Origin of the sequence: Agrobacterium tumefaciens (assembly GCA_025560025.1) — a bacterium.
Taxonomy (GTDB): domain Bacteria; phylum Pseudomonadota; class Alphaproteobacteria; order Rhizobiales; family Rhizobiaceae; genus Agrobacterium.
Genome location: CP048485.1, coordinates 589,360 through 614,505 on the forward strand (window position 1 = coordinate 589,360; position 25,146 = coordinate 614,505).

26 protein-coding genes are annotated in these 25,146 nt (G+C 61.2%); 16 read left to right on the forward strand and 10 right to left on the reverse strand.

The window, feature by feature from the left end; genetic code table 11:
* The first annotated feature begins 128 nt into the window (after positions 1 to 128).
* Positions 129 to 317, forward strand: coding sequence for a hypothetical protein (locus tag FY152_02905; GenBank protein ID UXS31088.1), 189 nt, complete (start codon positions 129 to 131; stop codon positions 315 to 317).
* 20 nt (positions 318 to 337) lie between these two features.
* Here the strand turns inward: FY152_02905 and FY152_02910 are convergent, their stop codons facing one another.
* The gene (locus FY152_02910; GenBank protein ID UXS31089.1) at positions 338 to 886 is read right to left on the reverse strand and encodes a DUF1254 domain-containing protein; all 549 of its coding nucleotides are present in this window, start codon (positions 884 to 886) and stop codon (positions 338 to 340) included.
* On the reverse strand, positions 879 to 1,466 hold the full coding sequence (locus FY152_02915) for a DUF1214 domain-containing protein (GenBank protein UXS31090.1): 588 nt from the start codon (positions 1,464 to 1,466) through the stop codon (positions 879 to 881). The genes FY152_02910 and FY152_02915 overlap by 8 nt, the downstream gene beginning before the upstream one ends.
* Before the next feature lie 109 nt (positions 1,467 to 1,575).
* Between FY152_02915 and FY152_02920 the strand changes: the two genes are divergently transcribed.
* The gene (locus FY152_02920) at positions 1,576 to 2,964 is read left to right on the forward strand and encodes a M20 family metallopeptidase (protein ID UXS31091.1); all 1,389 of its coding nucleotides are present in this window, start codon (positions 1,576 to 1,578) and stop codon (positions 2,962 to 2,964) included.
* Here the strand turns inward: FY152_02920 and FY152_02925 are convergent.
* Positions 2,961 to 3,569 (reverse strand): amino acid transporter, encoded by a 609-nt coding sequence (locus FY152_02925; protein ID UXS31092.1) that lies wholly within the window; start codon positions 3,567 to 3,569, stop codon positions 2,961 to 2,963. The genes FY152_02920 and FY152_02925 overlap by 4 nt on opposite strands.
* Before the next feature lie 375 nt (positions 3,570 to 3,944).
* Between FY152_02925 and FY152_02930 the strand changes: the two genes are divergently transcribed.
* The gene (locus FY152_02930; protein ID UXS31093.1) at positions 3,945 to 4,844 is read left to right on the forward strand and encodes a LysR family transcriptional regulator ArgP; all 900 of its coding nucleotides are present in this window, start codon (positions 3,945 to 3,947) and stop codon (positions 4,842 to 4,844) included.
* A 6-nt stretch (positions 4,845 to 4,850) separates the two neighbouring features.
* On the opposite strand, the gene FY152_02935 is transcribed toward FY152_02930, so the two are convergent.
* Both FY152_02935 and FY152_02940 read right to left on the reverse strand, forming a co-directional pair.
* Positions 4,851 to 5,309, reverse strand: a complete 459-nt coding sequence (locus FY152_02935; protein ID UXS31094.1) for a VOC family protein — start codon at positions 5,307 to 5,309, stop codon at positions 4,851 to 4,853.
* Positions 5,310 to 5,489: 180 nt separating this feature from the next.
* On the reverse strand, positions 5,490 to 7,682 hold the full coding sequence (locus FY152_02940) for a penicillin-binding protein (protein ID UXS31095.1): 2,193 nt from the start codon (positions 7,680 to 7,682) through the stop codon (positions 5,490 to 5,492).
* 266 nt (positions 7,683 to 7,948) lie between these two features.
* Here FY152_02940 and FY152_02945 point away from each other — a divergent pair, with 266 nt between their 5' ends.
* From FY152_02945 to FY152_02985, 9 genes are all read left to right on the forward strand, one after another.
* Positions 7,949 to 8,428, forward strand: a complete 480-nt coding sequence (locus FY152_02945; GenBank protein UXS31096.1) for a YcgN family cysteine cluster protein — start codon at positions 7,949 to 7,951, stop codon at positions 8,426 to 8,428.
* Positions 8,429 to 8,540: 112 nt separating this feature from the next.
* The gene (gene blaOXA, locus FY152_02950; GenBank protein UXS31097.1) at positions 8,541 to 9,365 is read left to right on the forward strand and encodes a class D beta-lactamase; all 825 of its coding nucleotides are present in this window, start codon (positions 8,541 to 8,543) and stop codon (positions 9,363 to 9,365) included.
* Positions 9,366 to 9,405: 40 nt separating this feature from the next.
* Positions 9,406 to 10,014: a class I SAM-dependent methyltransferase gene (locus FY152_02955; protein UXS31098.1), complete on the forward strand. Its 609-nt coding sequence runs from the start codon at positions 9,406 to 9,408 to the stop codon at positions 10,012 to 10,014.
* Between the two features lie 69 nt (positions 10,015 to 10,083).
* A complete protein-coding gene (locus tag FY152_02960; GenBank protein ID UXS31099.1) occupies positions 10,084 to 10,464 on the forward strand; it encodes a DUF1232 domain-containing protein in 381 nt (126 codons plus the stop codon).
* 49 nt (positions 10,465 to 10,513) lie between these two features.
* A complete protein-coding gene (locus tag FY152_02965; GenBank protein UXS31100.1) occupies positions 10,514 to 13,087 on the forward strand; it encodes a copper-translocating P-type ATPase in 2,574 nt (857 codons plus the stop codon).
* Positions 13,084 to 13,506, forward strand: coding sequence for a Cu(I)-responsive transcriptional regulator (cueR, locus tag FY152_02970; protein ID UXS31101.1), 423 nt, complete (start codon positions 13,084 to 13,086; stop codon positions 13,504 to 13,506). The genes FY152_02965 and cueR overlap by 4 nt, the downstream gene beginning before the upstream one ends.
* A gap of 53 nt (positions 13,507 to 13,559) precedes the next feature.
* Entirely contained in the window at positions 13,560 to 13,760 is a 201-nt protein-coding gene (locus FY152_02975; GenBank protein ID UXS31102.1) for a heavy-metal-associated domain-containing protein, read from the forward strand.
* A 76-nt stretch (positions 13,761 to 13,836) separates the two neighbouring features.
* Positions 13,837 to 14,106, forward strand: coding sequence for a type II toxin-antitoxin system ParD family antitoxin (locus FY152_02980; GenBank protein UXS31103.1), 270 nt, complete (start codon positions 13,837 to 13,839; stop codon positions 14,104 to 14,106).
* Positions 14,096 to 14,461, forward strand: coding sequence for a type II toxin-antitoxin system RelE/ParE family toxin (locus FY152_02985; protein UXS31104.1), 366 nt, complete (start codon positions 14,096 to 14,098; stop codon positions 14,459 to 14,461). The genes FY152_02980 and FY152_02985 overlap by 11 nt, the downstream gene beginning before the upstream one ends.
* On the opposite strand, the gene FY152_02990 is transcribed toward FY152_02985, so the two are convergent.
* Positions 14,458 to 14,706, reverse strand: coding sequence for a hypothetical protein (locus FY152_02990; GenBank protein UXS31105.1), 249 nt, complete (start codon positions 14,704 to 14,706; stop codon positions 14,458 to 14,460). The two genes, FY152_02985 and FY152_02990, sit on opposite strands and share 4 nt — an antisense overlap.
* A gap of 183 nt (positions 14,707 to 14,889) precedes the next feature.
* On the opposite strand from FY152_02990, the gene FY152_02995 reads away from it, so the two are divergent.
* On the forward strand, positions 14,890 to 16,272 hold the full coding sequence (locus FY152_02995; protein UXS31106.1) for an MFS transporter: 1,383 nt from the start codon (positions 14,890 to 14,892) through the stop codon (positions 16,270 to 16,272).
* 267 nt (positions 16,273 to 16,539) lie between these two features.
* Here the strand turns inward: FY152_02995 and FY152_03000 are convergent, their stop codons facing one another.
* Positions 16,540 to 18,255 carry a glycoside hydrolase family 32 protein gene (locus tag FY152_03000; protein ID UXS31107.1) on the reverse strand — a complete coding sequence of 572 codons (1,716 nt, stop codon included), beginning with the start codon at positions 18,253 to 18,255 and terminating at the stop codon, positions 16,540 to 16,542.
* Positions 18,256 to 18,423: 168 nt separating this feature from the next.
* Between FY152_03000 and FY152_03005 the strand changes: the two genes are divergently transcribed.
* Positions 18,424 to 19,884 (forward strand): YdiU family protein, encoded by a 1,461-nt coding sequence (locus FY152_03005; protein ID UXS33193.1) that lies wholly within the window; start codon positions 18,424 to 18,426, stop codon positions 19,882 to 19,884.
* Positions 19,885 to 20,077: 193 nt separating this feature from the next.
* Here the strand turns inward: FY152_03005 and FY152_03010 are convergent, their stop codons facing one another.
* Positions 20,078 to 21,178, reverse strand: coding sequence for a saccharopine dehydrogenase family protein (locus tag FY152_03010; protein ID UXS31108.1), 1,101 nt, complete (start codon positions 21,176 to 21,178; stop codon positions 20,078 to 20,080).
* A gap of 144 nt (positions 21,179 to 21,322) precedes the next feature.
* Between FY152_03010 and FY152_03015 the strand changes: the two genes are divergently transcribed.
* Positions 21,323 to 21,754, forward strand: a complete 432-nt coding sequence (locus FY152_03015) for an Lrp/AsnC family transcriptional regulator (GenBank protein UXS31109.1) — start codon at positions 21,323 to 21,325, stop codon at positions 21,752 to 21,754.
* A gap of 232 nt (positions 21,755 to 21,986) precedes the next feature.
* Here FY152_03015 and FY152_03020 read toward each other — a convergent pair whose 3' ends face one another.
* A complete protein-coding gene (locus FY152_03020) occupies positions 21,987 to 22,355 on the reverse strand; it encodes a helix-turn-helix transcriptional regulator (protein ID UXS31110.1) in 369 nt (122 codons plus the stop codon).
* A gap of 143 nt (positions 22,356 to 22,498) precedes the next feature.
* Here FY152_03020 and FY152_03025 point away from each other — a divergent pair, with 143 nt between their 5' ends.
* Positions 22,499 to 23,338, forward strand: coding sequence for an SDR family oxidoreductase (locus FY152_03025; protein ID UXS31111.1), 840 nt, complete (start codon positions 22,499 to 22,501; stop codon positions 23,336 to 23,338).
* Between the two features lie 23 nt (positions 23,339 to 23,361).
* Here FY152_03025 and FY152_03030 read toward each other — a convergent pair whose 3' ends face one another.
* Positions 23,362 to 25,002, reverse strand: a complete 1,641-nt coding sequence (locus tag FY152_03030) for a hypothetical protein (protein ID UXS33194.1) — start codon at positions 25,000 to 25,002, stop codon at positions 23,362 to 23,364.
* Positions 25,003 to 25,146: the final 144 nt, after the last annotated feature.

Genomic DNA, 25,146 nt, shown 5'->3' on the forward strand with positions numbered 1-25,146 from the left:
TTAAGGGACATGCGAAAACCAGTCTGTGGGCTGGGTTATGCGCAATGTGATGGTGATGAAATTCCCGACGCAAGACGAGGCTTGCGCGGTTCCCATGGGCAACATTGACTCCCGAAGAGGAGAAAAGCATGGCAGACATTATTCCAATCGGCGACGCACGACGAAGCCTGCGCCCGGCGGCCATGGCTGGCAAGGTCATCGGCCCTGCAAAGGTCGTGCTGTTTACCGGCGTGCGTTATGAAAAACGCGATGCCGAGCCGTCCGACAAGGTTGCGCGCAAGCGCAAGCCCGCACCGGAAACTGCTGCAAAGTCCTGATTACGCGTGATAAACCGGCGTTATTTCCACGGCGTCGGCTGGCATTTAGCCTCGTTCAAGAACCGTTCCGCTTCTTCCCCGAAACTTGGCTGCGGCACCATGGTCCGCAATACCACATATCCTTCCGACTGATCCGATTCCGCCAGAATGGCCTGTGACAGCGATGGCGGCTGCGCCTTGCGGATCGCCGCTATCTGCACCGCATCCGCCACCAGAATATCCATCACCCCGCCGGCGGACGTGCGGTCGTTCATGCTGAACACCTCGTTCGACGCCTTGTCGTAAACCGCGACCGACCAGAAGGGCACGGCGCCGAGTGCGGTAAGCCTGATCGGCTTTTCCTCGATATTGAAGGTGCAGACCGCGACCCGCATGAAGGGATCGCCGCTTCCCAGCGTCTTTTTCTCCGTCGTTTCTTCGAGCAGATGAAACAGATGCGGCTTTCCTTCCGCCACCGCACGCGTATAGGCGTCGCGATTGCTGAAATGCGGTATCGCCAGAAGAATGATGACATGCAGCACGGCGGCGGCAACAAGGCCGGTAAGGATGGCAAGCAGGATCCTAAGCATTGCCACACCCCAGCTTGCGGATTTGCGGCATGGCGATGTCGATCAGGCCGGAACTGCCGGCGACCGGCGTGTCCAGCAGCGTCATCACCAGCTTGAAGGTCTGGCCCTGCGGCACCGCCAGCCAGTTGTAAGTCTGGGCGTCGGGCGCAATGGCGATGTCGATGCCGCCGTCCGCAATGCGCAGAAGCGTGCGGGAATTGAGCGCGAAAGGCCGTCCGGCGTCTTCCGCCAGCACATTGCCCTGCTGGTCGGCGGTATAAAGCGTCCAGAACCGCGAAGGCGGCACGGCCCCAGCCAGCCGGTAACGGCATTCGCCGCTCAGGCGTTGGCCGTCGCTGTCCACGGAGGCGGTAAAAGCCAGACCCTCGGCCGTTCCGTAAAGCAGCTTGCCGGCGTCGGCGCGGTGCGACTTGGCGTAGGGATCGGCCTCGATCGTCTGTGCTTCCGGAAAGGCATCCCATGAGCCGATGCGGATCGAGCCGAAGCCGGATGTCGCCTCAAGCGCTGCCAGCGTTGCGGCTATGCCGCCGCCAAAGGCGATCAATAGAGCGATGCCGACAAGGAATGGAACTCGAAACACGCTGTTTTCCCGTTTTTGTACAGGTCGAGGACTATCACTGATTCCCTGTTTGGAAAATGGTGCGCCTTGTTTAGTCTCTGTGGAAATGACCAGAAGAGGGAATTCCACCATGTCGCGACAATCCGCCATCGACCGCGCTATCGGCTTTTTTGATGATGGCACGTTCGAGCAGGACCTGTCGCGACGGGTTTCGTTGCGCACCGAAAGCCAGAATGAGGAGCGGAGTTCCGAACTCATCCTGTATCTCGAGCGGGAAATGATGCCCGCTTTCACTGCCATGGGTTTTTCCTGCACCATCCTGCGCGATCCGGCGGCGGATTTGCCGTTTCTGATCGCCGAACGGTTCGAGGACGACAATCTGCCGACCGTGCTGGGTTACGGCCACGGCGATGTGGTTCGCGGTCTGGAGGACGGCTGGGCGGAGGGCCTTTCGCCCTTTGTGATGTCAGAGCGCAATGGCAGGTGGTACGGGCGCGGCACCGCCGACAATAAGGGGCAGCATTCGGTCAACATGGCCGCGCTGAAGGCGGCGCTCGAGACGCGGGGAAGACTTGGTTTCAATGCCAAATACCTCATCGAGATGGGTGAGGAGAGGGGCTCCCCAGGTTTGCGGGAGATTTGCCGAAACCATGGCGAGCGGCTGAAAGCCGATCTCCTGATCGCTTCGGACGGCCCCCGCCTGAATGCGGAACGGCCGACCGTGTTTCTTGGCGCACGCGGCGGCATTACCTTCGATCTTGTGATCGAGGCGCGCGAGGGCGGCCACCATTCAGGCAATTGGGGCGGGGCGCTGTCCAATCCCGGCGTGCAGATGGCGCATGCCATAGCGAGCCTTGTCGGCCCCTCGGGGCAAATCCGCGTGCCGGAACTGGTGCCGGAGGAACTGCCGCAGGCGGTGCGCGATGCGCTTGCCGATTGCGAGATCGATGGCGGGCCGGATGGCCCAACCATCGATCCGGACTGGGGCGAGCCCGGCCTTTCGACGGCCGAGCGGGTTTTCGGCTGGTGCGCGCTGGAGGTGCTGGCCTTCGAGACCGGCACGCCGCGCGCGCCAGTCAACGCCATTCCGCCACGGGCATGGGCGCGGCTGCAACTGCGCTTTGTCGTCGGCATCGATCCGGAAGCGGTGCTGCCAGCCGTGCGGCGTCACCTCGACCAGCAGGGTTTCGGCATGGTGCGGATTGCGCCTGCGGGCGATGAGATTTTCCGTGCCACCCGGCTTGATCCGCAGGATCCATGGGTTGGTTTCACCCTGCGTTCCCTTGCCAGCACCACGGGCAGGAAACCGGCGCTTCTTCCCAATCTCGGTGGCTCGCTGCCCAACGATATTTTCGCCGATATATTAAAACTGCGCACCATCTGGGTGCCGCATTCCTATCCCGGCTGCTCGCAGCACGCGCCGAACGAACATCTGCCGAAAGAAATTGCCCGCGAGGCCCTTGCCATCATGGCCGGACTTTATTGGGATATTGGCGAAGGGAACACGCCGCCGCTCTAAGCACCCATCACCAGCTTGAAGGCGATGGCCCACATGGTGACGGCGATGACGCCTTCGAGAATGCGCCATGCGGCAGGCTTTTCGAAGATCGGCCGCAGCCAGCGCGCGCCGTAGCCCAGTGAAAAGAAGAACAGCAACGAGCCGGTCGCCGCACCCGCGGCGAAGGTCTTTTCAAAGCCGGGAAACTGAGTCGAGATCGTGCCAAGCAGCACCACGGTATCGAGATAGACATGCGGATTGAGAAAGGTCAGCGCCAGGCAGATGGCCAGCGTCTGCCAGAGGCTGACCTCCCGCCTTTCCGCGACGGAAAGCGCCTCGGACGAGCGCAGGGCCGAATGCAGGCTTTTGGCGCCATACCAGACAAGGAAAGCAGCGCCCGCATAACGCATGACGGGATCGAGCGCCGGCATGACCGCACTTATCCGCTGAAAGCCGAAAACACCGACGGTAATCAGCAGCGCATCGGAAATGGCGCAGGTGGCGCAGACGGCAAAGACATGCGAGCGCGCCAGTCCCTGTTTCAGAACGAAAGCGTTCTGCGCGCCGATCGCTACGATGAGGCTGAGACCCATCGTCAGGCCGGTGAAGAATATTTGGATGTCCATGCCAGTCGTGGCCCCTGCCTCTGTCCATTGCGGAGTGGCCGAAGGTGTTGCTTCCGGACCGAGTGCTTGGATATTTTCATTGGATGGTTTAATCCAGTTAAATAATCTCAATCCGGATAAGCAGAGCTAATGTTGGTTGAATCATGTGGAAGGCTGATTTCATGCGCCGTCGCTCCCGTCCTTCCCTCATTTCTATGCTCGTCACAGGAATCCAGCCAGCCCAAGTCCTTGGGCTGAAAGAGCTCTCCCGCCGCGCAGACGTGCTTCGACTGGATTCCTGTGACGAGCACAGGAATGAGGGTGGAGCAGAGCGCCACGAAAGACCGCAGGCCTTGTGCCTGCCATGCCCGTATCAGCCTCAGCATGGAGACCATCGTGCTTGACTATCCTTCCATGCGGGCGGTTGCGCTCGTTGCGCAGACCGGCAGCTTCGAAAAGGCGGCGCAGGTTCTGTGTGTTACGCCCTCGGCCGTCTCCCAGCGCATCAAGCAACTGGAGGAGCGGCTGGGCGTGGTGCTGATCGTGCGCGGCAACCCCTGCGTGGCGACGGAAAAGGGCGAATGGCTCTGCCGCCACATGGACCATGTCGGCATGCTGGAAAGCGAATTGTTCCGCCAGCTTCCGTCGCTGCTGGAGGCGGGGGAGGTGCCAGAGCGCGTCACGCTCAACATCGCCACCAATGCCGACAGCCTCGGCACCTGGTTTCTGGACGCGGTCTCGAAATTCACCGGCCGGTTCGATTATCTCGTCAATGTCGCGGTGGACGATCAGGACCACACGGTGGAATGGTTGCGCGGCGGCAGGGTGCTTGCCGCCGTCACCGCCCATGCCAAGCCGGTGCAGGGCTGCCGGGTCCTTGCGCTCGGCGTGCTCAGATACCATGCCACCGCCAGCCCGGATTTCATGGCGCGTCATTTCGCCGATGGCGTCACCCCCGCCTCGCTTGCCCGCGCGCCGGGCCTGACCTTCAACCAGAAGGACAGGCTGCAGGCGAGCTGGGTCAAAAAGGTGCTGGGAGAGGATATTGCCTACCCCACCCATTGGTTGCCTTCTACGGATGGTTTCGTGAAGGCAAGCCTTTCCGGCATGGGCTGGGGGCTCAATCCGGTGCAGCTTGTCGGGGAGCACCTCAAATCGGGGAGGCTGGTGGAAGTCGTTCCCGGCACCCCGCTCGATATTCCGCTTTACTGGCAGGTCAACCGGCTCGCGGCGGAGCGGCTTGGCGGGCTTACGGCGGATGTGGTGGAGACGGCGCGCAGGGCACTTCTTTCTTGAGACGCGTCAAATAGTTTGCCATTCACTCCAACTCAACACGCGCGGTATCTGCGGTTTTGCTTCACCGCCAAGAAACGCGATATATTCCAGCGAGTGACCATCGGGATCCCTGAAGTAGACGCTGGCTGCTGGCATCCATGGGAAGACGACGGGCTCGTCGATCTCGTTTTCGCCGTCAAAGCCGAGGGGCGCCACGTTGTTACTGCGTAGATAGTCCGGCGCGGCGAGAAGCTGATCAAACTCGACGCTGAAGGCTATGTGGAGCTTCATGTTGATGGGCGCGGAATGGATTGACCATAGGCCAAGCATCGATTGCCCACGTTCGCCGGTCCAGAAGAACGCTACATTCCTTTCCGGGAATCGTTGTGCCAACTGCAGGCCGACGACATTGCGATAAAAATCAACCGATCGTTCCAGATTCGAGACGGTCAAATGCGTCTCGAACAATGCTTTTACTTTCACCATTTCCTGTCCTCAATTGCCTGGCGCCTGCCCCTTCCGGGCATTCGCTCTCTTGCAACAGGACTGTGCAACCTCAACCATAATTGAGGTCAAGCACCGAATGCTGATTTTTCAAATCAGCGTGCAGTCTGCGGTCTTGAGGGAGAACGCCTTTAGTGCGGATGAGCCGAGGCGGCCACGCCCTCAGCGCCTTTCCGCCTCATCCCTGCCGTCGCGAATGGCGGCTTCGGCTACTTTCTGCGTCGTCACGCTGAGCGCCGAAGCGTCTTTCATCTTCTTGGCGATGGAGCGGATGACGCGGGTGGCTTCCGCCGAGAGCGAGCGCGGGCGGGTGAGCGCCGGCATGGTGGGCGTGTTGGCGGATGCGCCGGCCACCTGCGCCGAAGGCTGCGGCCGCGCGCCCGTCGGCAGCGGGTTCTGGATGCCGGGAATGGGGCGCAGCTCCATGCCCTGATGGGCATAGTCCATCAGCCGCTTGTAGGTCATGGCCGGAAGCGCACCGCCGGTCATGTTGTTCATCGGCGTGAAATCGTCGTTTCCAAACCAGACCGCCGTGGTGTAATTGCCGGTGAAACCAATGTACCAGGCATCGCGATAAGCCTGCGACGTGCCGGTCTTGCCGCCGGAAACGATGCCGTTTTCCAGTGCGCCGCGCCGGGCCGTGCCCATGACGGGAATGGTCACCAGCATCTGGTTCATCTTCGCATTGGCGTCTTCGGAAAGCACCCGCTTGGCGGGCGGCTCGTCATGGCTGAAGTCGTAGAGAACGTTACCCTCATAATCCAGCACCTGCTCGATGCCGTGGCGGCGTGATTGCATGCCATCGGCCGGGAACACCGCATAGGCCGTCGCCTGATCGAGCACCGTCACTTCCGATGTGCCGAGCGGGATGGTCTTGTCGCTGCGCAGCGGCGTGGTGACCCCCATCGCCTTCGCCGTGTCGACGATCACCTGCGTGCCGAGCACATCCTTGGCCAGCCGCACCGGCACGGTATTGTAGGATTTGGCAAGCGCCACCTGGAGCGTCACCTTGCCGGCATAGGAGCGGCCGTAATTCTGTGGCGACCAGCCGCGCCAGGTCACGGGCGCATCGGAAATCACGGTATCGGGCTTCATGCCCTTTTCCATGGCGGCCGAGTAGGTATAGACCTTGAACGAGGAGCCCGGCTGGCGAAGTGCTGCGGTTGCGCGGTTGAACTGGCTTTCGCCGTAATCGCGCCCGCCGACCATGGCGCGCACGCCGCCGCCATTTTCGATCATCACCATCGCGCCCTGCTTGACGCGGTAACCCTCGCCATATTCGCGCAGCTCCATTTCCATCGCCTGCTCGGCGGCCTGTTGCAGGCCGGTGTCGATGGTGGTGCGCACGACCACGGTGTGGTCCTTGAACTTGCCTTCGGCGGCCAGCCGCTGCACTTCGTCGAATGCCCAGTCGAGGAAATAATCCGGCGCCTTCACGTCGGCGCGGTCGATGACGGTGGCCGGGTTGCGCCTTGCGCCGATCACCTGACCTTCGGTCATCAACCCGCTCTGCACCAGATTTGACAGGACGGTGTTGGCGCGCGCACGCGCGGCGGGCAGGTTGACGTGTGGCGCATATTTGGCTGGCGCCTTGAAAAGGCCGGCCAGAATGGCGGATTCGGCAAGCGTCACATCCGTCAGGTTCTTGCCGAAATAAAATTGCGCCGCCGCCGCCGCCCCGAAGGTGCCGCCGCCCATATAGGCGCGGTCGAGATAAAGGCTGAGGATTTCCTTCTTCGACATGTTGCTCTCAAGCCAGAGCGCGAGGAAGGCTTCCTTGATCTTGCGCTCCAGCGAGCGCTCATTGGTGAGGAACAGGTTCTTGGCAAGCTGCTGCGTCAGCGTCGAGCCGCCCTGCACGACGCCGCCGGCGCGGGCGTTTTCGCTCATGGCGCGGGCAAGGCCGATGAAATCGATACCGAAATGGTCGAAGAAACGCCGGTCTTCTGTCGCCAGAACCGCCTTGATGAAATGGTCGGGCATCTGGTCGATCGGAACGGAATCCTCGTGGATGATGCCGCGATGGCCGATGGTGTTGCCGTAGCGATCAAGGAAGGTCACGGCGAAATCGCCGCGATAACGCCAGTCCTTCTTGGTTTCCTCAAAGGCGGGCATGGCAAGGGCCAGAACCACGACGGAACCCGCCGTTCCGAAAGTCAGCGCGTCGCCGGTCAGGTTGACGAGAAGCTTCTTCCAGCCGCGCACATGCAATTTGCGCGAGGCGATGGTGACATCTTCCCAGAAATCCACCAGCCTTGCCGCAGCCGTCCACAGGCCGGAATCGATGAAGCTATCGATCTTCAGCAGGATATGCCGTTTTTTACGGCCTTTTTTATCGTCTTTTTCTTCCTGCACCTGGCGATGTTTTCCTGTTCGACGCAACGCGGCTCATCGATATGTCTGCCCGATATTTCTGCTTCAACCAATTCCCGACGCAAAACCATGGCATGGTTGTGTCGGAATTGCTTGACGTGGCGGCCGCCGGCGGGCCAATGACCCCTTGGCGCCTGCCAATGTGCTAAAATATCGTACAAACCAGTCCTTGGCGATACGATATAAAGGATTAGGGACCGGTTAAACACTCCCGTCCAAGAGATCAAAATGAAACGGAAATGTTAACGATGAATGACGCGCCGTTCTGGAAAACCAAATCGCTCACCGAGATGACCGGTGAGGAATGGGAAAGCCTGTGCGACGGCTGCGGCCTGTGCTGTCTGAACAAGCTGGAGGACTGGGACACCGGTGAAGTGGTGTTCACCTCGGTGCGATGTCAGTTGCTCGATGGCGAAAGCTGTCGATGTTCCGACTATGAAAACCGTCGCGCCACGGTGCCGGACTGTATCCAGCTGGATTTGAAGAAGGTGCACGAAATCGGCTGGCTGCCACCCACCTGCGCCTATGCGCTGGTGCGCGACGGCAGGGATCTCTACTGGTGGCACTATCTCGTCTCCGGCGATACCGCCACGGTGCATCAGGCCGGCATTTCCGCGCGTGGTCGCACCGTCAGCGAACTGGATGTCCATGTTGACGACTTCGAGGATTATGTGGTCGACTGGCCGCTGACCGTGGGTGAGACGGTGGGCGAAAAAGAGAGGAGCTGAGGGAGAAGCCAATTTTTCCTTTGGTCCTATTCCTGCCCCATCGTTCTCCTAAACCGCTCTTCACCATTCCGGCAAATGATCCGCAAAATGCGGACGAGGGACATCAAAACGCATGCGCTACCGGCTGCCCGCCATCGTTCTTTCGTGCCTTGCCCTTCCGGGCATTTTGCCGCTTTCCGCTTCCGCCCAGCAACAGCCGCAGGCTTTTGAATGTACGCTGGTCACCTCGATCGAAACCGGCGCCGTCATCAACCAGCAGGGCGCCTGCGACCAGCGCGTGGCGCCGGCTTCCACCTTCAAGGTGCCGCTTGCGCTGATCGGTTACGATGCCGGCATCCTTCAGGATGACAAGACGCCCGCATGGGACTGGAAACCCGGCACCGAAGCCCGCGCGCAGGACCGCAAGACGGTCGATCCCACCATATGGGAACAGGATTCGGTGTTATGGTATTCGCGTGAGATCACGCGCCGCCTCGGCCCCGAAAAATTCGCCGCCTATGTGAAGCGCCTCGGTTACGGCAATACGGATGTGTCCGGCGAACCGGGCAAGAACAATGGGCTTACCCATGCCTGGCTCGGTGCATCGCTGACGATCTCGCCCGTGGAGCAGGTTGGCTTCATCCGCCGCCTGCTGGCCGGCAACCTGCCTTTTTCCCGCGACGCGCAAGCCAAGACCCGCGCCATCGTGCCCGTCTTCGATGCGCCGGAGAGCTGGGCCGTACATGGCAAGACCGGCACCGGCTATATGCGCGACGAAAAGGGCAATCCTGATCGCAACCGCCCCTTTGGCTGGTTCGTCGGCTGGGCCGAGCGCGAAGGCCAGCACATCGTCTTCGCCAGGCTGCGCGTCTCCGACAAGCCATCGAACGAACCGCTCGGTCCCGCCGTGCGCGACGCCTTCCTGCGCGATATTCCCCGGCTGGCGGTGCACCGGTGATGACGCCGCCGGCCTGACCCTTGCCCGAAAGGATAAGCGCATGTCGGACGCCTCCAATGATGTCATCAGGCTCTACAATGAGCACGGCGCTGATTTCGACAGTCTGCGCGGCCGTTCGCTTGCCGAGAAAACCTGGCTGGACAGGTTCACATCGCTCCTGCCACAGGGCGCATCCATTCTCGATATTGGCTGCGGTTCCGGTGAGCCGATTGCCGGCTACTTCATTGGCAATGGTTATGATGTGACGGGCATCGATTCGTCATTGCCGCTGATCGAACTTTGCCGCGCCAGATTTCCGGAAAAGCTCTGGGCGGTTGCGGATATGCGAAAGCTTGCGCTTGGCCGCCGCTTCGACGGGTTGATTGCCTGGCACAGTTTTTTCCATCTGAAGGCGGAAGATCAGCGCCGCATGTTCGGAATTTTTGGACAGCACGCCAATGACGGAGCGGCACTGATGTTTACGGCCGGACCGGGAGAGGGGCAAGCGATCGGGACCTTTCAGGGCAAGCCGCTTTATCACGCAAGCCTTGCCCGGGAAGAATATGAAAGCCTGCTTGCAGCACACGGGTTCCGGCTTCTCGATCACGTCGTTGAGGATCCCGATTGCGGCGGAGCGACGATTTACCTCGCCAGACGCGTCGCGGCTTGACCATCGCTTGCGCCGCCCGGTTGGATCGCGCATACGATCTCGCAAACCAGCTGTTTCCGGGGCGGCCTGATGCTTGAAAAGCTCAAACGATGGGCGAAATCCATTAAGCGTGACGTTCACGCCCTTTATCTTGCCGCGCGCGACCCACGCACGCCATTGCTTGCCAAGGCGGTGGCCGTGGTGGTGGCCGCCTATGCGCTTTCACCGATCGATCTCATCCCGGATTTCATACCTGTCATTGGATATCTGGACGATCTTCTCATCGTTCCGCTTGGTATCATGCTGGCCGCGCGCCTCGTGCCGCCGCAACTGCTCGCCGAACATCGGCTGGCTGCCGAAGCCGCTCAATCGCGACCCGTCAGCCGCGTGGCCGCCGCGATATTCGTGCTTTTATGGGTTGTGGCGGCGCTCACGATTCTGTGTGCAGCAAAAAACTTCCTCTTCCCTTGACCTTCCCATCATGGGAATCTCTACATAGGGTCTCGAAAGGGGATTTCCCATGAACGAGACAGTCAGACACGCCCATTCACAAGACCCGGTTTCCATTCCAGTCGAAGGCATGACCTGCGCCTCCTGCGTGCGGCGCGTGGAAACGGCGGCGGCCAAGGTGCCCGGCGTCCTATCCAGCTCCGTGAACTTCGCCACGAAGAAACTCACCATCGAACCCGCCGACGGGTTTTCGGCCAGGGTGCTGGGCGCCGCCATCAAGAAGGTCGGTTACGACATCGCCCCGGAGCGGCAGGAATTCGTAGCGGAAGGTTTGCACGGCGAGGCGAATGCGGAACGGCTGAAAGCCATTCTGGAGGCGGTCGCCACCATCGTTGCCGTCAAGGTCGATGCTGCCTCGGCCAAAGTTGCCGTGGAAATGATCGGCGGCCGGCGCGAACGCGATGCGCTTGTTGAAACGGCAAGACTTGCCGGTTTTACGCTGAAGACGCCGAGGGCGCACGATCATTCGGCCCATCACGGGCACCATGGACATCATCAGGCTCAGGCTCATGAGGCAGCCGGCGCAACCGGCGGCCACGACCATATGCAGCATGCGGGCGAAGAGGGCGCGCTGAAGCGCGACCTGACGATTGCCGCGATCCTGACCGCGCCGCTTTTCGTGCTGGAAATGGGTGGTCACCTTTATGAGCCGATGCATCACTGGCTGATGGGCATCATCGAGACGCAGAACCTCTATTACATCTATTTCGCACTGGCGACGGCGGTGATTTTCGGGCCGGGCCTGCGTTTCCTCAAGACCGGTTTTCCGGCGCTTTTGCGCGGCGCGCCGGAAATGAACTCGCTGGTGGCGCTGGGCGTCACCGCGGCCTATCTCTATTCGGTCGTCGTCACCTTCGCGCCGGACCTGCTGCCGGAGGAGGCGCAGTTTGTCTATTACGAGGCGGCCACCGTCATCGTGACGCTGATCCTGACCGGGCGGCTTCTGGAGGCCCGTGCCAGCGGCCGCACCGGGGATGCCATCCGCAAGCTGATGAGCCTGCAGGCAAAGACCGCCCGGGTGGAGCGCGATGGTACCACCATCGATATTTCCCCTGAGGACCTGATGGCCGGCGATATCGTCGTCATCCGTCCCGGCGAAAGGCTGGCGGTGGATGGCGAAGTCGTCGAAGGCTCGTCCTATGTCGATGAGTCGATGATATCGGGCGAACCCGTGCCGGTGGAAAAGACGGTCGGCGCAACGGTTGTCGGCGGCACCATCAACAAGACAGGTGCTTTCAAGTTCAAGGCGACCAAGGTGGGCGCCGACACCATGCTGTCGCAGATCATCCGCATGGTGGAGGAGGCGCAAGGGTCGAAGCTGCCGATCCAGCTGCTGGTGGACCGCGTCACTGCGCTGTTCGTGCCCGTTGTCATCGCCATCGCGGTGCTGACCTTCATCGTCTGGGCGATCTTCGGTCCCGAGCCTGCCTATACTTTCGCGCTGGTCAATGCCGTGGCGGTGCTCATCATTGCGTGCCCCTGCGCCATGGGTCTCGCTACGCCCACCTCGATCATGGTCGGCACAGGCCGGGCGGCGGAGCTGGGCGTGCTGTTCCGCAAGGGACAGGCTCTGCAGGAGCTGCGTTCGGCGCAGATCGTCGTGGTCGACAAGACCGGCACTGTCACCAAGGGTCGCCCGGAACTGACCGATCTGGTGGTTGCGGAAGGCTTCGCCGATAACGAGGTGCTGGCGCTCGTCGCCGCCGTCGAGGGCCGCTCGGAACATCCGATTGCCGAAGCCATCGTCCGGGCTGCGGAAGAAAAGAAGCTTGCGACCCCCGCAGGACTCGAACCTGCGACTGTCGAAAACTTCGAAAGCGTGACGGGTTATGGCATCGCCGCCACCGTCAATGGCCGCAGGGTCGAAGTCGGCGCGGATCGGTTCATGGCGAAACTCGGCCATTCCGTGGATATCTTCGCTGAGGCCGCCGCAAGGCTGGGTGACGAGGGCAAGACGCCGCTTTATGCCGCCATCGACGGCAGGCTGGCCGCCGCGATTGCCGTCGCCGATCCGCTGAAACCCTCGAGTGTGACCGCCATCAGGGCGCTACAGGCCATGGGCATCGAAGTGGCCATGGTGACGGGCGACAATGAACGCACGGCGAATGCAATCGCCCGGCAGGTCGGCATTTCCCGCGTGGTGGCCGAAGTATTGCCCGAGGGCAAGGTGAAGGCGATCCACGAGATGCGCGCCGGCGGCAAGGTGCTGGCCTTCGTTGGCGACGGCATCAATGACGCGCCGGCGCTCGCCGAGGCCGATATCGGCATCGCCGTCGGCACCGGCACGGATGTCGCCATTGAAAGCGCCGATGTGGTGCTGGTCGGCGGCGATCTTCTGGGCGCAGTCAACGCCATCGAGATGAGCCGGGCGACCATTCGCAACATCAAGGAAAACCTGTTCTGGGCCTTTGGTTATAATGCGGCGCTGATACCGGTCGCGGCGGGCGTACTTTATCCGGCCTTCGGCATCACGCTGTCGCCGATGATCGGTGCGGGCGCCATGGCGCTGTCCAGCGTCTTCGTTCTTGCCAATGCGCTGCGGTTGAAACGGGCGAAGGTGGCCCATCGGGAGGTGACGTCATGAATATCGGCCAGGCATCGGAAGCATCTGGCGTTTCCGCCAAGATGATCCGTTATTACGAGCAGATCGGCCTCATCACCCCGGCCGCCCGCACCGGCAATAATTACCGGGTCTATGGCGAACAGGACGTGCACAATCTGCGCTTCATCAAGCGGGCGCGCACGCTCGGCTTCTCTCTGGAAGAAACCGAGACGCTGCTGAAACTCTGGCAGGACAAGACCCGCGAGAGTTCGGCGGTGAAGGAAATCGCGCTCGTCCACATCGCCGATCTCGAACAGAAGATTGCCGAGATGAAGAGCATGGTGAAGACGCTCTCCCATCTCGCCCATTGCTGCGGCGGCGACCACCGGCCCGACTGCCCCATCCTCGACGATCTCGCGGGCACCGATAAGGCCGACGCCAGGCCCGCACGAACCCACTGACCTTTAATGACAGCCGGTGCGAGAACATCGCAACCGGCGATAAGGAGAAAACCATGAGTGCAACCACCTTCCTCATTCCTGACATGACCTGCGGCCATTGCGAAAAGACCCTGCGCGGCGCTCTCACGGAGGTGCTGCCCGGCGCATCCGTCAGCATCGACCTCGATGCCCACAAGCTGACGGTTACGGGCGACGCCGCAACTGCGGAAGCGGCGATCCGCGACGCCGGTTATTCGCCGGAACGGGCGGGTTGAAGCATCTCGTCGCTGGAATGAACAGGAAAGATGTGCTACTGAGTAGCATCATCTTTCCTGTCGAGGGAGTGCCACAATGTCCGTCAAGGCCTCAGTTTCCATCTCCGATCAACAGGACAGTTTCGCCCGAAGGCTGGTCGAGGAAGGGCGTTATGCCAGCCTCAGTGCCGTTGTGCAGCGTGGGCTGGAACTGCTTCGGCAGGAAACGGAACTGAAGGACGCCGAACTTGCCGCGCTTCGTGATTTGCTGGTTGAGCGAGGGCAGGGCGACTTCGTCTCCTTGGAAGACGGCAAGGAAAGAACGGCGGCCATGATAGCAGCCCGGAAGGCCAGCCATGGCCTTTAAGGTCCTGCGTTCAACGCAGACGGATCAGGACCTCGGCCTCATTCTCGATCATCTTATCCAGTCCTATCTCGACCTCGGCGACGCGTTGCCAGCGGCTTTCAAGCGCGCGGCGCGACGCGTGGGATCGATTGAAGCGGATATGGAAGCGCTTCACAAAGCACCTTTTCAGGGGACATTATTGCCGGAAATATTGCCCGACCTTCGCCGGGTAACAAAAAATAAGGCTGTCTTTTATTTCGATGTCGATGAGGCAGAAAAGACCGTGCGCATCCTTGCCGTCTTCTTCGGCGGACAGGACCATCAGCGCCATATGTTGAAGCGCCTCTCGTCAGGCCCGGCCGCCGCCGCCAGTTAGACCTCGTCGAAAGCCCCGCCTTCCCGCGAGGGATTGCGGTCGATTACCCGTTCCTCGGCATCGTCGGGCAGGGCTTCGTCGCTTTCCTGATAGGGATCGTCCTCGCTCTCTGCCTCTTCCTCCTCGATTTCCTGTTCGATCGATTGCGGAATTTCTCCCTTGGCCGGAAGGGCGTCGATGTCGAGATCGAGCAGGTCCTCGCCCATGGCGTCTTCGTTGCGGGGCATGATTTTCTCGCGTTCCATGACGGTGTCCTTTCTGTCGGTCATTGAGCAAACGGCCGGGGACGCGGAGAGTTCCTGAGTAAGGTCATTTCGTTCAATCGCTATCGCGTGAAAAAGGCGTCTTGACCTCAACAGTGCTTGAGGTTCTAGTTTGCCCGCCGTACCCGAAAAAATGGAAAGGATACGGTTTTGACGAGTGTGGAAATGACGGAGAAAAACGGCTGGAGCGAATTGTTGAGCGGGGCGAACCTCTCGCTTCTGACCGTCATTTCCTCCGGTATCGGCCTGCATGCCTTCAATCAGTTTGCGGTGGTGACGGCCTTGCCGGTCGCCGTGCGTGAAATTGGTGGCGCTGCCTTTTACAGCTGGGCCTATAGCCTTTATTTCGTCGGTTCCGTGGCGGGCGGTGTCACCGCCGTTCTGTTTCGCGAGCGATTTGGCGCGCGCGCCGTCCTCCTCCTGTGCTGCCTGATTTTTTCCATCGGCTCCGTCATGTCGGCGCTCGCCGACAGCTTTTTATGGGTCGTCATCGGCCGGGCATTGCAGGGGCTTGCCGACGGTCTGATCGTGGCGGTGTGCTACAGCCTCATACCCGCCGGTTTCCGTTCCGCCCTGCTGCCCAAGGTCTTCGCCATCGAGGCGGCCATCTGGGCGGTCGCGTCTTTCATCGGGCCGTTGACCGGTGGTTTTGCCACCGAGCACGTGTCATGGCGCGCCACCTTCCTTTTGTCGGCGCCCCTGATTGCGCTGTTGCTGGCTTATACGAACTCTGCCGTATCCGCCGAGAGGCCGGTGGTAGCGACGCGCAAACCGCTGGTGCCCTTGTCCCTTTGCCTTGTTGGCGCCCTGGCTTTTTCGGCGCCTTCCGCCTTTGAGGATGCGACCCTGCGCGTCATCGCCCTGCTTGCCGGGGCAGCGCTGTTATGGGCGGCGCTGAAGGCGGGCATCCGCCCTTCCACCGCTCTTTTCCCGAAGGATTCCTTCCGGCTGAAGACGGTGCTCGGCAGTGGTTTCTGGGTGCTGTTCCTGATGTCCTATGCCCATGCGCTGGGCAGCGTCTATCTGGCCTACGTTGCCATCAATCTCTGGCAATACGAACCGACTTTCGCCGGCTTCATCGTCGTGACCATGCCGCTTGCCTGGAGCCTGGTGGCCATGCTCATCGGCAGCCTGCGCTCCGACCGCCTGCGGGAAATTTGCCTGCATTACGGTCCTTATCAGATGGTGCCGGGATGCGCCCTGCTTGGACTGGGGCTTTCGACGGGGAACTGGGCGGAAATGCTGGCCGGGCAAATCCTCATCGGTTCGGCCTTCGGCATGTCATGGGCAGGCATCAGCCAGGCGGCCATGGAGGCGGCACCTGAAGAGGAGCGCAAGATGACGGGCGCGCTTCTGCCCACGGTCGCGACACTCGGAGCCGCGGCCGGAGCGGGCGCAAGCGGCACGGTTGCGGCCGCAACCGATCTGGTCACGCAGATCGATCTCGCCGATGTGACAATGCCGATGGTCTATCTTTATGGGCTGGGCGTTCTCGTTTCGCTGCTGGCGATCCTGACGACGCGCGGTCTGCGAAGCGCGGAGCGTTAAATCTCCGCCACGTGGCGGCGGTTTACGACTGGGTGGCGGCGATGGTGATCGCCGCCAGATAAACGACGAAAGACATGATCGCGATTGCGCCGATAATGATGATGATGCCCTTGCCGGCACGTTTTTTCTCGGCCTTGTTTTCATTGGCCTCGGTCGGAAACAGGATGGGATCGCTGGTATCGCGGATTTTGGTCATGCCGGTTCTCCTTTCGGCGGATGTATCGGGCGGTTTCGATCTATCAACCGCCCGATCCGCCAAAAGGTTCCTCAGGGTTTCAGCGCCCAGCTGGTGGCATGCACCACCGCACCGGGGCCGGCCTTCAGCAGCGCCGAGCGCACCGGTTCAAAACCCTCAATGCGCTTGGTGCCCACATATCGGCCGCGATTGGCGAAAACTTCGATGGAGCCGTAATCCAGAAAGATGCGGACGCGCGAGGCTCTTGCGCCCGTGGCGATGTAATGCGGCGAAGGACCTTCCCGCCCGTCTTCGTGGCGTATCCACAGGCCCGTTTCATCGGAAACGACGCCCAGCCTGACCGCCGGATGATCGAGCACCAGTTCGAAGGGCGCGCCGGGTGAGGCAAGCTCGAACAATATTTCCACCGCCCCGTTGATGAAGGTAACGCGTTCGCCGGCGGCCAGCCGCGTGCGGTCGAGAATATGGCTGCGCAGGCTTTCCGCCGCACCGATGGGCGGGGTCAGCAGCTCGCCGTTTGCATAGTGAATCCGGCGCGGCAGCGTCATGGAGGTGGGAAAATCGATCTCCGGATTGGCATCCGCCCAATTGGCCAGCCAGCCGATGCCGATGATGCTGTCGCCATCCAGAAAGGCCTGGAAGGCGTAATTATCGGTGCCGAAATCCAGCTCCTGCCCGGATTCCTTGGTGAAGAGCTTGCCGTCGAACCAGCCGACATCGGCCATGGTGAGGTTCTTGCGGCCGGTCTCCGGGTCCTCCGAATGCATCAGCCCATAGACCAGCACCCAGCGGGTGGAGCGGGCATTGGCGGGTCCATCGAGCGGCAGCAGACAGGGGCATTCGATGGCCGTGGTTTTATAACGGGTTTCCACCCACAGCTTGCCCACATAGGTCCAGCCCGATGCGGCGGTGGGGTCCAGCGTCTCGTAAAGCAGGATCACACCGCCGCCATCGCTCTGGCTACCGAGCACCATTTTCCACAGGCCGTCGGGGCCGCGAAAGACATAAGGGTCGCGGAAATCCGGCGTCAGCCCCTGTCCGTCCGGGCGGTGGCCGAGAATGACCTCGGCCTGTCCGGCCATGATGAGATCGGAGGAGGTGGCGGTGAGCTGTATCTGCTGTTCGGGGATGCGGTCCTGCACCTGCTCGGTGAAGAAGACGCGGATGCCCGTGCCTTCCACCAGCGGAATGGTGGAACCGGAATAGGCGCCGCCGCGCTTGTCCGGCCGCGTCGTCAGATCTTCGGAAGGGAAAAGGAAGATCGGCAGGTGCCGCCAGCGCAGATAATCCGACGAGACGGCATGGCCCCAATGCATGGTGTTCCAGCGCAGCCCGTGCGAATAATGCTGATAGAACAGGTGCGGGCGCCCCTCGAAGCGTCCGAAACCGTTCGGGTCGTTCATCCAGCCGAAAGGCGGGCGGAAGTGATAGCTGCCGGGAAGCTCCGGTGCGGCATTGTCCGGCTTGGTATGGACGACGGTAATGCCGGTTTCGAGCACATCCGACGCCGTGAACCAGTAGATGACGGAAACGGCTGTTGTGACCGTGTCGTAACTCAGCTCCACATGGCCGCCGCCAAAAACCTGATAGATTCGAAAACCGAACTCTTCCGTGTTGACGCTTGAAACCTCAGCGAATTTTCCATTCTGATTGGAAAAGGAGACGGCACCCGGCTCGGCATCTTTCTTCGCCTTCAGCCAGACATGGAAGGTGGCGTTGACGGGCAGGTCGGTGTGAATGATGCGGATGGCGCTTTCCGGCTCGGCTACGGCTTCAACGACGGTCATTGCTTTTCCTTTCCTTCGGCATTCTGCGGGTCAAGCATAGGAACGATGATGGCGCGGGAAAGTTCATTGCGCAAAATTGAATGAGGCGATGGAGGAGGTTGGGCATTTATCGCTCGCATCCGCCGCCTTCCGGCCCCATATAGGGGCAAAGCAGGGAGTTTATCCGTGATGAAATTCGACAATTCCTATGCCCGCCTGCCGGAACGGTTCAGCGCCGCCGTGCTGCCGACGCCGGTGAAGGCGCCGCGGCTCATCGCCTTCAATCGTGGGCTGGCCGATGAACTCCTTCTCGATGTGGCCGGCCTTGACGATGAAAGGCTGGCGGCGATCTTTTCCGGCAATGTCGTGCCGCAGGGGGCAGAGCCGCTGGCCATGGCCTATGCCGGCCACCAGTTCGGCGGTTTCGTGCCGCAGCTGGGCGATGGCCGCGCCATTCTGCTGGGTGAGGTGATCGACAGGAACGGCAAACGCCGCGATATCCAGCTGAAGGGCTCCGGCCCGACGCCGTTTTCGCGCCGGGGAGACGGTCGCGCGGCCCTTGGCCCGGTGCTGCGCGAATATATCGTGTCGGAAGCGATGTTTGCACTTGGCATTCCCGCCACGCGGGCGCTGGCGGCTGTCCTCTCCGGCGAGAGGGTGCAGCGCGAAGTCGGCCTGCCGGGTGGTGTTTTCACCCGCGTGGCGGCAAGCCATATCCGGGTCGGCACGTTCCAGTTCTTCGCGGCGCGCGAGGATGACGAGGCGATCAGGAACCTCGCGGACTATGTGATCGACCGTCATTATCCCGAGGCGAAACAGGCAGACAATCCCTATCTCGCCCTGCTGCAAGGCATCGCCGAGAGGCAATGCGACCTCATCGCCCGCTGGATGATGGTGGGCTTCATCCATGGCGTGATGAATACCGACAATATGGCGGTGTCAGGCGAAACCATCGATTTCGGCCCCTGCGCGTTCCTTGACGAATATCATCCGAACAAGGTCTTTTCCTCCATCGATGCGCAGGGCCGTTATGCTTTCAACAACCAGCCGGGCATCGCGCAATGGAACATTGCAAGGCTGGCGGAATGCCTGCTGCCGCTGCTCGATCCGCAGGTGGAAAAAGCCGCCGAACTCGCCAATGCCGTTCTCGCCGATTTCGCCGCCGCCTTTCCCAAACGCTGGCTTACCGGCATGCGCGAAAAGCTTGGCCTGACGGTGGAGGAAGAGGGCGACATCGATCTGGTGCAGGCGCTGCTGGCGCTGATGCAGGCATCGGAGGCGGATTATACGCTGACCTTCCGGCGTCTTTCCCATGCGGCCAATGGCGATGCCGAACCATTTCGCGGCATGTTCATCGATATTTCGGGGGCAGACGAATTTCTGGCGCGCTGGCGGGAAAGAGCCGGTCGCGAGGAGATTTCCGATTCCGAACGATCAGCGGCGATGCTCTCCGTCAATCCCGCCATCATCCCGCGCAACCACCGTATCGAGGAACTGATCGAGGCAGCGGTGGAAGAGGGGGATTTCGAGCCCTTCCACGCCATGCTGAGAGCAATCGCCACGCCTTTCGAGGAGCGGCCGGATAATTTTGTCTATATGCAGCCGCCGATGAGCCATGAGCGGGTGTTCAGGACCTTTTGCGGGACGTGAACGCGGCGCTGATCCGCAGCGCCGGAGCGAGCGGGTGCCTGTTTCGCCTTCTCCCCGAGGGGGAGAAGGTCGCGGCAGCGGGATGAGGGGGCAAGGGTGCGATCCATCGCTGGCGTTGCCCCCTCACCCGACCCTTCGGGCCACCTTCTCCCCGGCGGGGAGAAGAAACCGGCGGCGATGCTGTGCCTTTAAATCACCCAACCCGGGCCAGCGGCTCATGCGCACCATAATAGTGCCCGAACCGGTTTTCGAGGAACTTCGGCAGCGCCACTTCCTCCTGTCGCACGAAGCCCTTCTGCGGCAGGGCGCCTTCGGCGAGCAGATCGAGAACCGTGCAGATGCCGGCGGCGGTGGTGATCTGGATGGCGCTCATCATCCGGCCGGAAACCGGGCCGGCATAGACCTTGTTGGCATAGGTTTCCTGCAGGAAACGGCCGTTGCGGGTGCCGCAGACGGTGACGAAGACGATGACTACATCCTGCATGGTGCCGGGCAGGGCGTTTTCGAACAGGTCCTTCAGCACATCGCGGCGATTGCGCAGGTTGAGGTCGTTCAACAGCGCCTTCATGATCGCCACATGGCCGGGATAACGGATGGTGCGGTAATTCATCGTCCGCACCTTGCCTTCCAGCGTCGCGCAGAGCGTGCCGAGGCCGCCCGAGGTGTTAAACGCCTCGTAGGTGACGCCGTCGAGCGAAAATTCCTCGCGCTCCTCAAGCGCCGGAACGGCGGTAAGGCGGCCTTCGACGATTGCTTCGCAGGGCTCGATATATTCGTTGATCAGCCCGTCCGTGCTCCAGGTGAGGTTGTAATTGAGCGCATTGGACGGATATTGCGGTAGAGCGCCTACGCGCATGCGCACGCTGTCCAGTTTGTCGAACTTGGCGGCAAGATCGGCAGCGACGATGGAGATGAAGCCGGGCGCAAGGCCGCATTGCGGGATGAGCGCCGTCCCGGCTGTTTCCGCGAGAGCCTTGACCTTGCGGGTGGATTCCACGTCTTCGGTGAGATCGAGATAATGCGTGCCGACAGTAACGGCCGCTTCGGCGATGCCCGCCGTCAGGTGGAAGGGGGCGGCGGAGAGCACGGCGAATTTGCCCTTCAGCAGCGCTTCCAGAGCGGGACGGTCGGTGATGTCGACGATTTCGGTGTCGACCCGTTCATGCGCCGGCACATTGGCCAGCTGATCGGCCGAACGGTCGGCGACGGTGATGCGATAATCGCCTGATGCGGCCAGCATCCAGGCGATGGCCGACCCGATATTGCCCGCGCCGATGACGACAATGTTTTTCATGTTTTTGTTCCCCGCAATGAATGCAAATGTGTCAGCGCAGATGCGCTTCAGGAACAGAATGCCAGTTTTTATTGACGATTCGCAGCTTCACTATGTGCGGATAGCGGGTTAATATTAGGCAATAAGACGACAGGATTGGTCACTATGACGATTGCCGACAAGGACCGGGCGCTGCTCGCCCTGCTTTCCGAAAATGCCCGCATGCCGGTGGCGGAACTGGCGCGCAAACTCGGCCTTTCGCGCACCACGGTGCAGGCCCGTATCGAGCGGCTGGAGGCGGACGGCGTGATCGCGGGTTATGGCCTCAGGCTTTCGGAAAGCTATCTTTCCGGGCTGGTGCGCGCCCATGTGCTGATTACCATCGGGCCGAAGGCGCTGCCCGGTGTGACGGCGGCCCTTGCCGCCATCAAGGAGGTGACGACGCTGCATTCGGTGAGCGGCACCTTCGATCTCATTGCCATTCTGGCCGCACCTTCGATCCTTGATCTCGACCGGTTGATCGACAGGATCGGCGCGCTTGACGGCGTGGAGCGGACGTTGTCGTCGATCATTCTGTCGACGCGGATTTCGCGGTAGGAGCGTTTGAGGGAGTGGAAGATACGCGAAACCCGCTTCCGTCATGCCGGACTCGATCCGGCATCCAGCCGACGCGCGCCTGCGCGGCGAATAGAGTCTTTTCAGCCCAAGGACTTGGGCTGGCTGGATACCGGATCAAGTCCGGTATGACGGAAGCGATGGTCTGCAAAACGAAGCGGCAAAGGAGTTTGCCGCTCCCATGCTTCCGTCGCTACGCGGGCGCGAAGACCCTCTAAACCACCGCCCGCTCATCATAAGCCCTCTGCGCCGCCATAACCGCGTCGATATTCCCCTCTGCCCAATGGGCAAGCGCCGCCACTGTGTCGGTCAGCGTCCGCCCCAGCGGCGTCAGCGAATATTCGACCGTCACCGGCACGGTCGGGAACACCTGCCTCGAAATCAGCCCGTCGCGCTCGAGCTTCTTCAGCGTCTGCGACAGGACTTTTTGCGAAATGCCCTTGATTTCCCGGCGCAGCAGATTGAAGCGCACCGCTTCCACCCGCAGCCGGTCGAGGATCAGCAGCGCCCATTTGTCGGCAATCCTGTCCAGCACCATGCGGGTGGGGCAGCGGTCTTCATAGACGTCATAGATACGTTCCATGGGTTCATTCCGTCGTTTCAGGGGCCATGCCGGTTTCCGAAAGGAAACCAGCTAACCGAAAAGTGCTCTCTTTTCATGATTTCGCAAACGCAGTACCTGTGTTTTCGAAACATGGTTTCCATCAGATACTACGGAGATTTGAGATGACAGGCAAGATACTCGTAATCGGTTCCACCGGCACCATCGGTACGCCGCTGGTGAAAGCGCTCCTTTCGAAGGGCGAAAGCGTGAAGGCCGCCTCACGCAGCGGCAACGCCACAGGCGGCGCGGAAGGCGTGCGTTTCGATTATACCGACGCATCGACTTATGCGGATGCTTTCGACGGTGTTGACCGTCTGTTCCTCATCCTGGCGGGCGGGCGTCTGGATGCCATCGACGCGCTGACGCCTGTGGTCGAGGAGGCGGCGCGCCGCAAGGTGAAGATCGTGTTCTTGAGCGTCCTTGGCGTCGATGCCGATGATTCCATTCCCTATCGCCAGATCGAGCTGAAGATCATCGCTTCGGGCACGCCTTACGTCATCCTGCGACCCAACTGGTTTGCCGATAATTTCCACAGCTACTGGAAGGCCGGTATCGACCACGGCCAGATCGCCGTGCCGGCCGGCGAGGGCAAGTCGAGCTTCATCGACGTGCGCGACATCGCCGACAGCGCTGCCGCAGCCCTGACCTCTGACGCCTTTAACGGCAAGGCTTTCAACCTAACGGGTCCGAAAGCCCTAGGTTACGGTGAAGCGGCCGCGCTGATATCGCAGGCCATCGGCAAGCCGGTTTCTTACGCGGCTGTTTCGGATGAGGTCTTCATCGGCATCCTCACCGGTGCGGGCGTGCCGCAGGACTATGCCTCGTTCCTCGCTTCGATCTTTTATCCCGTGCGCGAAGGCTGGACAGCGGTGGTGACCGGCGATGTCGAGACGCTGACCGGCCATGCGCCGCGTTCACTGGAGACCTATATAGCCGACAATCTGGACCGGCTGAAGGGTTGAGGCGCAAAGTAAGCCCGCCGCGCTCACGCCGGATCGGTGGAGCCGCGGCGGGCCTTGAAGAACATCTTCAGCCGCTGGATCTCCTCGGGGTTCCAGCCGCTTGGCGCGGTCACCTCCGTCCATGCATCGATATAATGTTCCGGCGCATAGACATGGCCATAACCGATGGGCGCGGTGGTGGCGGCGGCGACATCGAGACCGAGCTGCAGCAGGGTGACGACCGGGAACCAGCGGAAGGATGTCGAAACGTCAGGCCCGTGATGCGCCATCCATTGCGGCCGCCGGTAAAGCGAGGCGGCCTCAAAGAAGGTGATCGGGTCGCTGGCATATTGCAGATAGACGATCCGCATCGGCCCCCATTCCGCATCGGGCATATGCGCGGTCGTATATTGGTTGGCGAAGCGGATGACGGAGGAATCGCGGAAACGCGGCAGCCATTCCGGCGTGCCCTTCACCCGGCCATTGGTGGCCATGCGCCATGTCGGGCTGGAAAAGGGCGGTCCGCTCCACAGCGCGCCCTGGAACGGGTCGGAGAGCACATCGTAGAGATCCGAGGATTTCTGCGAGTTGAGCGAACCGAGGCTGAGGCCATGCAGGTAAAGCTTCGGCCGCGTTTCCTTCGGTAGCGTGGTCCAGTAGCCATAGACGGCCTCGAACAAAGCGCGTGCCGTCTCGACACCGTAATCCGGCTCCGTCAGCAGCGCGATCCAGCTCGAGAGATAGGAATATTGCACGGCGACGCTGGCGATATCGCCATCATGCAGATATTCGACCGTATCGAGCGCTTCCGGGTCGATCCAGCCGGTCCCGGTGGGAATGACCACCAGAAGCACCTTGCGCTCGAAACCGCCGACCCGTTTCAGCTCCTCCAGCGCTAAGGCCGCTCTTTCTTCCGGCGTCGAAGCCGAGTTGAGGCCCGCATAGACCCTGAGCGGCTCCTTTGCCGGGCGATGGGTGAAGGCGGATATTTCGGTGGCCGCCGGGCCTTCGGCGACGAATTCGCGCCCGCGTCGGCCGAGCGATTCCCATGTCATCAGCGAGGCGCTGCTGCCGGTCTTGAGTGCGTCTGACGGGCGCGGCACGTCGGGTTCGATCAGCGCATCCACCTGTTTCAGCGAGGAATCGGCAAATCTGAGGCCGATATCGAAGATCAGCCCATTGAGCAGCATCCATGAGAGGATGATTGCCACCGCGATACCGAGCACATTGGCAAGGCGGCGCGGCAGGAAATGGCGGCTGCGCGCCGCAAAGAACCGGCGGATAAGCTGAAACAGCCGGCCAGCGCCGATGAGGATGGCGGCGACCAGCACCGCAAGGCCGCCGGTCTTGGTGGGGTGGGCGCTGGGTAGCGGATCGAGCTCCATCAAAACGCGGATGGAATTCTGCCAGTCCTTCGCCTGCCATAAAAACGCGATGGCCGTGATGGCGGCGGCGAGCGCGATGAGAAAACGAATGCCGCGCGCATTGTGGCGCGAGGGTTCGGGCAGCTCCAGATAGGCCCAGATGGCGTGCAAAGCGACACCGATCAGATAACCGATGGCGAAGGAAAAGCCGCACAGCACCCCCTGCATCAGCCATGTACGCGGCAGGAGCGAGGGCGTGAGCGAAGCGCAGAACAGAATAGTGCCGAAGACGATGCCGGTTGCCGAAAGACCCGCAAACAACCGCTCAACCCATTGTTTCAACAACTTGACTTGCCCCTTGTGCTCACCACCTGGTGCTGAGTGTAATATGTGACGGGCGAGGGTGCAAATCCTGTGAGCAGGATAAAAATCATGATTATAGGAAAATAATCCTTTACACCGTGA

Bases quoted from the DNA above. Each gene is read 5' to 3' on its own strand.
- FY152_02935 (UXS31094.1), bottom strand. From the start codon at position 5,309: ATGGTGAAAGTAAAAGCATTGTTCGAGACGCATTTGACCGTCTCGAAT.
- cueR (UXS31101.1), top strand. From the start codon at position 13,084: ATGAATATCGGCCAGGCATCGGAAGCATCTGGCGTTTCCGCCAAGATG.
- FY152_02910 (UXS31089.1), bottom strand. From the start codon at position 886: ATGCTTAGGATCCTGCTTGCCATCCTTACCGGCCTTGTTGCCGCCGCC.
- FY152_02920 (UXS31091.1), top strand. From the start codon at position 1,576: ATGTCGCGACAATCCGCCATCGACCGCGCTATCGGCTTTTTTGATGAT.
- FY152_03015 (UXS31109.1), top strand. From the start codon at position 21,323: ATGACGATTGCCGACAAGGACCGGGCGCTGCTCGCCCTGCTTTCCGAA.
- FY152_02980 (UXS31103.1), top strand. From the start codon at position 13,837: ATGTCCGTCAAGGCCTCAGTTTCCATCTCCGATCAACAGGACAGTTTC.
- FY152_03020 (UXS31110.1), bottom strand. From the start codon at position 22,355: ATGGAACGTATCTATGACGTCTATGAAGACCGCTGCCCCACCCGCATG.
- FY152_02965 (UXS31100.1), top strand. From the start codon at position 10,514: ATGAACGAGACAGTCAGACACGCCCATTCACAAGACCCGGTTTCCATT.
- FY152_02945 (UXS31096.1), top strand. From the start codon at position 7,949: ATGAATGACGCGCCGTTCTGGAAAACCAAATCGCTCACCGAGATGACC.
- FY152_02960 (UXS31099.1), top strand. From the start codon at position 10,084: ATGCTTGAAAAGCTCAAACGATGGGCGAAATCCATTAAGCGTGACGTT.
- FY152_02955 (UXS31098.1), top strand. From the start codon at position 9,406: ATGTCGGACGCCTCCAATGATGTCATCAGGCTCTACAATGAGCACGGC.
- FY152_02975 (UXS31102.1), top strand. From the start codon at position 13,560: ATGAGTGCAACCACCTTCCTCATTCCTGACATGACCTGCGGCCATTGC.
- FY152_02905 (UXS31088.1), top strand. From the start codon at position 129: ATGGCAGACATTATTCCAATCGGCGACGCACGACGAAGCCTGCGCCCG.
- FY152_02995 (UXS31106.1), top strand. From the start codon at position 14,890: ATGACGGAGAAAAACGGCTGGAGCGAATTGTTGAGCGGGGCGAACCTC.
- FY152_03010 (UXS31108.1), bottom strand. From the start codon at position 21,178: ATGAAAAACATTGTCGTCATCGGCGCGGGCAATATCGGGTCGGCCATC.
- FY152_03000 (UXS31107.1), bottom strand. From the start codon at position 18,255: ATGACCGTCGTTGAAGCCGTAGCCGAGCCGGAAAGCGCCATCCGCATC.
- FY152_02985 (UXS31104.1), top strand. From the start codon at position 14,096: ATGGCCTTTAAGGTCCTGCGTTCAACGCAGACGGATCAGGACCTCGGC.
- FY152_03025 (UXS31111.1), top strand. From the start codon at position 22,499: ATGACAGGCAAGATACTCGTAATCGGTTCCACCGGCACCATCGGTACG.
- FY152_03005 (UXS33193.1), top strand. From the start codon at position 18,424: ATGAAATTCGACAATTCCTATGCCCGCCTGCCGGAACGGTTCAGCGCC.
- FY152_02925 (UXS31092.1), bottom strand. From the start codon at position 3,569: ATGGACATCCAAATATTCTTCACCGGCCTGACGATGGGTCTCAGCCTC.
- blaOXA (UXS31097.1), top strand. From the start codon at position 8,541: ATGCGCTACCGGCTGCCCGCCATCGTTCTTTCGTGCCTTGCCCTTCCG.
- FY152_02990 (UXS31105.1), bottom strand. From the start codon at position 14,706: ATGGAACGCGAGAAAATCATGCCCCGCAACGAAGACGCCATGGGCGAG.